The sequence below is a fragment of the Streptococcus mitis genome (assembly GCF_009496155.1).
Classification (GTDB): Bacteria; Bacillota; Bacilli; order Lactobacillales; family Streptococcaceae; genus Streptococcus; species Streptococcus mitis_BQ.
In genome coordinates, this window is the sequence record NZ_WIJP01000030.1 from 1 (window position 1) to 6,146 (window position 6,146).

General features: G+C 35.2%; 7 protein-coding genes. All 7 read left to right on the forward strand.

Annotation, left to right across the window (positions count from 1 at the left end; genetic code table 11):
* Positions 1–212 precede the first annotated feature (212 nt).
* Genes GEZ84_RS10385 through ftsH form a run of 7 tightly spaced genes read left to right on the forward strand, consistent with a single transcriptional unit; the run spans position 213 to position 6,023 of the window.
* Positions 213–479, forward strand: coding sequence for an RNA-binding S4 domain-containing protein (locus GEZ84_RS10385; RefSeq protein WP_153224476.1), 267 nt, complete (start codon positions 213–215; stop codon positions 477–479).
* Positions 472–840 carry a septum formation initiator family protein gene (locus GEZ84_RS10390; RefSeq protein ID WP_000041905.1) on the forward strand — a complete coding sequence of 123 codons (369 nt, stop codon included), beginning with the start codon at positions 472–474 and terminating at the stop codon, positions 838–840. The genes GEZ84_RS10385 and GEZ84_RS10390 overlap by 8 nt, the downstream gene beginning before the upstream one ends.
* A gap of 4 nt (positions 841–844) precedes the next feature.
* Positions 845–967 (forward strand): SP_0009 family protein, encoded by a 123-nt coding sequence (locus GEZ84_RS11030; RefSeq protein ID WP_000429334.1) that lies wholly within the window; start codon positions 845–847, stop codon positions 965–967.
* Complete coding sequence (locus GEZ84_RS10395; protein WP_153224477.1) at positions 960–2,228, forward strand: serine hydrolase; 1,269 nt, start codon at positions 960–962, stop codon at positions 2,226–2,228. The genes GEZ84_RS11030 and GEZ84_RS10395 overlap by 8 nt, the downstream gene beginning before the upstream one ends.
* Entirely contained in the window at positions 2,225–3,502 is a 1,278-nt protein-coding gene (gene tilS / locus GEZ84_RS10400) for a tRNA lysidine(34) synthetase TilS (protein WP_153224478.1), read from the forward strand. The genes GEZ84_RS10395 and tilS overlap by 4 nt, the downstream gene beginning before the upstream one ends.
* Positions 3,503–3,506: 4 nt before the next feature.
* Positions 3,507–4,049, forward strand: coding sequence for a hypoxanthine phosphoribosyltransferase (hpt, locus tag GEZ84_RS10405; protein ID WP_000892177.1), 543 nt, complete (start codon positions 3,507–3,509; stop codon positions 4,047–4,049).
* Between the two features lie 15 nt (positions 4,050–4,064).
* Positions 4,065–6,023 (forward strand): ATP-dependent zinc metalloprotease FtsH, encoded by a 1,959-nt coding sequence (ftsH, locus tag GEZ84_RS10410; protein ID WP_153224479.1) that lies wholly within the window; start codon positions 4,065–4,067, stop codon positions 6,021–6,023.
* Positions 6,024–6,146: the final 123 nt, after the last annotated feature.

Genomic DNA, 6,146 nt, shown 5'->3' on the forward strand with positions numbered 1-6,146 from the left:
TTTATGTTTTGTCATAGTGGACCTCATTTCTAACTCAAACGTCTCATACTTAATTCCACCATAAAAATCCGTTTTAGACTAATTTCCACTTCGATTGGGCAAGTGGAAGTTACTTTGAAAAGTTACCAGAGTCAAAAGAAGGCAATTCCCTTTAACATTTTTCTTCTATAAAATTGATAAAAATGGTACAATAATAATTTGAGGTAATAAAAATGAGATTAGACAAATATTTAAAAGTATCAAGAATTATCAAGCGTCGTACAGTCGCAAAGGAAGTAGCTGATAAAGGTAGAATCAAGGTGAATGGAATCTTGGCCAAAAGTTCAACGGATTTGAAAGTTAATGATCAAGTTGAAATTCGTTTTGGCAATAAGTTGCTACTTGTCAAAGTACTAGAGATGAAAGATAGTACAAAAAAAGAAGATGCAGCAGGTATGTATGAAGTTATCAGTGAAACACGGGTAGAAGAAAATGTCTAAAAATATCGTACAATTGAATAATTCTTTTATTCAAAATGAGCACCAACGTCGTCGCTATCTGATGAAAGAACGACAAAAACGTAATCGTTTCATGGGTTGGGTTCTGATTTTGATGATTTTATTGTTCATTTTACCAACTTATAATCTTGCTCAAAGCTATCACCAATTACTCCAAAGACGTCAACAGTTATCAGACTTGCAAACTCAGTATCAAACCTTGAGTGAGGAGAAGGAGAAAGAGACCGCTTTTGCTACAAAGTTGAAAGATGAAGATTACGCTGCTAAATACATGCGTGCAAAATATTATTATTCTAAGAATCGGGAAGCCGTTTATACGATTCCTGACTTGCTTCCAAGGTGATAAAATGGAAAATTTATTAGATGTAATAGAGCAATTTTTGAGTCTATCGGATGAAAAGCTGGAAGAGCTAGCTGATAAAAATCAATTATTGCGTTTACAAGAAGAAAAGGAAAGGAAGAATGCGTAAATTCTTAATTATTTTGTTGCTACCGAGTTTTTTGACCATTTCAAAAGTTGTTAGCACAGAAAAAGAAGTCGTCTATACTTCGAAAGAAATTTATTACCTTTCACAATCTGACTTTGGTATTTATTTTAGAGAAAAGCTAAGTATTCCTATGGTTTATGGAGAAGTTCCTGTCTATGCAAATGAAGATTTAGTGGTAGAATCTGGAAAATTGACTCCTAAAACAAGTTTTCAAATAACCGAGTGGCGCTTAAATAAACAAGGAATTCCAGTATTTAAGTTATCCAACCATCAATTTATAGCTGCAGACAAACGATTTTTATATGATCAGTCAGAGGTAACTCCAACAATAAAAAAAGTATGGTTAGAATCAGGTTTTAAACTGTATAATAGTCCTTATGATTTAAAAGAGGTGAAATCATCCTTATCAGCTTATTCGCAGGTATCAATCGATAAGACCATGTTTGTAGAAGGAAAAGAATTTCTACATATTGATCAGGCTGGATGGGTGGATAAAGAGTCAACTTCTGAAGAAGATAATCGGATGAGTAAAGTCCAAGAAATGTTATCTGAAAAATATCAAAAAGATTCTTTCTCTATTTATGTTAAGCAACTGACTACTGGAAAAGAAGCTGGTATCAATCAAGATGAAAAGATGTATGCAGCTAGTGTTTTAAAACTCCCTTATCTCTACTATACGCAAGAAAAAATAAATGATGGTCTGTATCAGTTAGATTCGACTGTGAAATACGTATCAGCAGTTAATGATTTTCCAGGTTCTTATAAACCAGAGGGAAGTGGTAGTCTTCCTAAAAAAGAGGATAATAAAGAGTATTCTCTAAAAGATTTAATTACGAAAGTATCAAAAGAATCGGATAATGTAGCTCATAATCTATTGGGATATTACATTTCAAACCAATCTGATGCCACATTCAAATCCAAGATGTCTGCCATTATGGGAGATGATTGGGATTCAAAAGAAAAATTGATTTCTTCCAAGATGGCTGGGAAGGTTATGGAAGCCATTTATAATCAAAATGGATTTGTATTGGAATCTTTGACTAAAACAGATTTTGATAATGAGAGAATTGCCAAAGGTGTTTCTGTGAATGTAGCTCATAAAATTGGGGATGCGGACGAATTTGAGCATGATACAGGTGTTGTCTATGCAGATTCTCCATTTATTCTTTCTATTTTCACTAAGAATTCTGATTATGATACGATTTCTCAGATAGCCAAGGATGTTTATGAGGTTCTAAAATGAGGGAACAAGATTTTTTAAATCATTTTCTCAAGAGAGAATATTTTAAAAAACATGCTAAGGTGGTGTTAGCTATTTCTGGTGGATTAGATTCTATGTTTCTATTTAAGGTATTATCTACGTATCAAAAAGAGTTAGAAATTGAATTGATTCTAGCTCATGTGAATCATAAGCAGAGAGTAGAATCAGATTGGGAAGAAAAGGAATTAAGGAAGTTGGCTGCTAAAGCAGAGCTTCCTATTTATATCAGCAATTTTTCAGGTGAATTTTCAGAAGCGCGTGCTCGAGATTTTCGTTATGATTTTTTTCAAGAGGTCATGAAAAAGACAGGTGCGACAGCCTTGGTCACTGCCCACCATGCTGATGACCAGGTGGAAACGATTTTGATGCGTTTGATTCGAGGTACTCGCTTGCGCTATCTATCAGGAATTAAGGAGAAGCAAGTAGTTGGGGAAATAGAAATCATTCGTCCATTCTTGCATTTTCAGAAAAAAGACTTTCCATCAATTTTTCATTTTGAAGATATATCAAATCAGGAAAATCATTATTTTCGCAATCGTATTCGAAACTCTTATTTACCAGAATTGGAAAAAGAAAATCCTCGATTTAGGGATGCAATCTTAAGTCTCGGCAATGAAATTTTAGATTATGATTTGGCAATAGCTGAACTATCAAAGAATATTGATGTAGAAAATTTAGAGCAACTATTGTCTTACTCTGAGTCGACACAAAGAGTTTTACTTCAAACTTATCTGAATCGTTTTCCAGATTTGAATCTTACAAAAGCTCAGTTTGAAGAAGTTCGGCAGATTTTAAAAATTAAAAGCCAGTATCGTCATCTGCTTAAAAATGGCTATGAATTGATAAAAGAGTATCAAAAGTTTCAGATTTGTAAAATCAGTCCGCAGGCTGATGAAAAGGAAGATGAATTTGTGTTACACTATCAAAATCAGGTTACTTATCAAGGATATTTATTTTCCTTTGGACTTCCTTTAGAAGGTGAGTCAGTTCAACAAATACCTGTTTCACGCGAAACATCCATATACATTCGTCATCGAAAACCAGGAGATGTTTTGATTCAAAATGGGCATAGAAAAAAACTCAGACGTCTATTTATTGATTTGAAAATTCCTATGGAAAAGCGAAAATCTGCTCTGATTATTGAGCAATTTGGTGAAATCGTCTCAATTTTGGGAATTGCGACCAGTAATTTGAGTAAAAACACGAAAAATGATATAATGAACACTGTACTTTATATAGAAAAAATAGATAGGTAAAAAAATGTTAGAAAACGATATTAAAAAAATCCTCGTTTCACACGATGAAATTACAGAAGCTGCTAAAAAATTAGGTGCTCAATTAACCAAAGACTATGCAGGAAAAAATCCAATTTTAGTTGGGATTTTAAAAGGATCTATTCCTTTTATGGCTGAATTGGTTAAACATATCGACACACATATTGAAATGGACTTCATGATGGTTTCTAGCTACCATGGTGGAACAGCAAGTAGTGGTGTCATCAATATCAAGCAAGATGTGACTCAAGATATCAAAGGAAGACATGTTCTATTTGTAGAGGATATCATTGATACAGGTCAAACTTTGAAAAATTTACGAGATATGTTTATTGAAAGAGAAGCTGCTTCTGTTAATATTGCAACCTTGTTGGATAAACCAGAGGGGCGTGTTGTAGAAATTGAGGCAGACTATACCTGCTTTACTATTCCAAATGAGTTTGTAGTAGGTTATGGTTTAGATTACAAAGAAAATTATCGTAACCTTCCTTATGTTGGAGTATTGAAAGAAGAAGTGTATTCAAATTAGAAAGAACAATTTTTAATGAAAAAACAAAATAATGGTTTAATTAAAAATCCTTTTCTATGGTTATTACTTATTTTTCTCCTAGTTACAGGTTACCAGTATTTTAGTACAGGTAGTGTTGCAGGGAAAAGTGAGCAAATTAATTATACAGAATTGGTAAAAGAAATTACCGATGACAATGTAAAAGAATTGACTTACCAACCAAATGGCAGTGTTATCGAAGTTTCAGGTGTCTATAAAAATCCTAAAACAAGTAAAGAAGAAACAGGCATTCAGTTCTTTTCTCCTTCTGCTACAACAGTAGAGAAATTTTCAAGCATCATTCTTCCTTCAGATACGACAGTATCTGAATTGCAAAAACTTGCTTCTGACCATAAAGCGGAAATAACTGTTAAGCATGAAAGTTCAAGTGGTATGTGGATTAATATTCTTGTATCCATTGTGCCATTCGGTATTCTTTTCTTCTTCCTATTCTCTATGATGGGAAATATGGGAGGAAATAATGGCCGTAACCCAATGAGTTTTGGACGTAGTAAGGCTAAAGCCGCAAATAAAGAAGATATTAAAGTAAGATTTTCAGATGTTGCTGGAGCTGAGGAAGAAAAACAAGAACTAGTTGAGGTTGTTGAATTCTTAAAAGATCCAAAACGATTTACAAAACTTGGAGCCCGTATTCCAGCAGGTGTCCTTCTGGAGGGACCTCCGGGAACAGGTAAGACTTTGCTTGCTAAGGCAGTCGCTGGAGAAGCAGGTGTTCCATTCTTTAGTATTTCAGGTTCTGACTTTGTAGAAATGTTTGTCGGAGTTGGAGCTAGTCGTGTTCGTTCTCTTTTTGAAGATGCTAAAAAAGCAGCACCAGCTATCATCTTTATCGATGAAATTGATGCCGTTGGACGTCAACGTGGAGTTGGTCTTGGCGGAGGAAATGACGAACGTGAACAAACCTTGAACCAACTCTTGATTGAAATGGATGGTTTTGAGGGAAATGAAGGGATTATTGTCATTGCTGCGACAAACCGTTCAGATGTACTTGACCCAGCCCTTCTGCGTCCAGGACGTTTTGATAGAAAAGTATTGGTTGGCCGTCCTGATGTTAAGGGTCGCGAAGCAATCTTGAAAGTTCATGCTAAGAACAAGCCTTTAGCGGAAGATGTTGATTTGAAATTAGTGGCTCAACAAACTCCAGGTTTTGTTGGTGCTGATTTAGAGAATGTCTTGAATGAAGCGGCCTTAGTCGCTGCTCGTCGCAATAAATCAATCATTGATGCCTCAGATATTGATGAAGCAGAAGATAGAGTTATTGCTGGTCCTTCCAAGAAAGATAAGACAGTGTCACAAAAAGAACGTGAGTTGGTTGCCTACCATGAGGCAGGACATACCATTGTAGGTCTAGTCTTGTCGAATGCCCGCGTTGTTCATAAGGTCACAATTGTTCCAAGAGGTCGTGCAGGTGGTTACATGATTGCACTTCCTAAAGAAGATCAAATGCTTCTATCTAAAGAAGATATGAAAGAGCAATTAGCTGGCTTAATGGGTGGACGTGTAGCTGAAGAAATTATCTTTAATGTCCAAACTACAGGAGCTTCAAACGACTTTGAACAAGCGACACAAATGGCGCGTGCAATGGTTACAGAGTACGGTATGAGTGAAAAACTTGGCCCAGTACAATATGAAGGAAACCATGCTATGTTTGGTGCACAGAGCCCTCAAAAATCAATTTCAGAACAAACAGCTTATGAAATTGACGAAGAGGTTCGTTCATTATTAAATGAAGCACGAAATAAAGCTGCTGAAATTATTCAGTCAAATCGTGAAACTCACAAGTTGATTGCAGAAGCATTATTGAAATACGAAACATTGGATAGTACACAAATTAAATCTCTTTTTGAAACAGGAAAGATGCCTGAAACAGTAGAAGAGGAATCACATGCATTATCTTATGATGAAATTAAGTCAAAAATGAATGACGAAAAATAACCCTGAGAGAGGCATGTCCTCTCTTTTTTGTGCAGTTGAGGAGGTAAAGGGGACAGAATAGGTGAAATAGTCCCAATTAGCTTCTTTATTTGTTAAACTGTATCTAGAAAGGGGAAGATTATG

Excerpts from the sequence above, each read along its gene's own strand:
- GEZ84_RS11030 (WP_000429334.1), top strand. The coding sequence starts at position 845 with ATGGAAAATTTATTAGATGTAATAGAGCAATTTTTGAGTCTATCGGAT.
- GEZ84_RS10390 (WP_000041905.1), top strand. The coding sequence starts at position 472 with ATGTCTAAAAATATCGTACAATTGAATAATTCTTTTATTCAAAATGAG.
- GEZ84_RS10395 (WP_153224477.1), top strand. The coding sequence starts at position 960 with ATGCGTAAATTCTTAATTATTTTGTTGCTACCGAGTTTTTTGACCATT.
- hpt (WP_000892177.1), top strand. The coding sequence starts at position 3,507 with ATGTTAGAAAACGATATTAAAAAAATCCTCGTTTCACACGATGAAATT.
- ftsH (WP_153224479.1), top strand. The coding sequence starts at position 4,065 with ATGAAAAAACAAAATAATGGTTTAATTAAAAATCCTTTTCTATGGTTA.
- tilS (WP_153224478.1), top strand. The coding sequence starts at position 2,225 with ATGAGGGAACAAGATTTTTTAAATCATTTTCTCAAGAGAGAATATTTT.
- GEZ84_RS10385 (WP_153224476.1), top strand. The coding sequence starts at position 213 with ATGAGATTAGACAAATATTTAAAAGTATCAAGAATTATCAAGCGTCGT.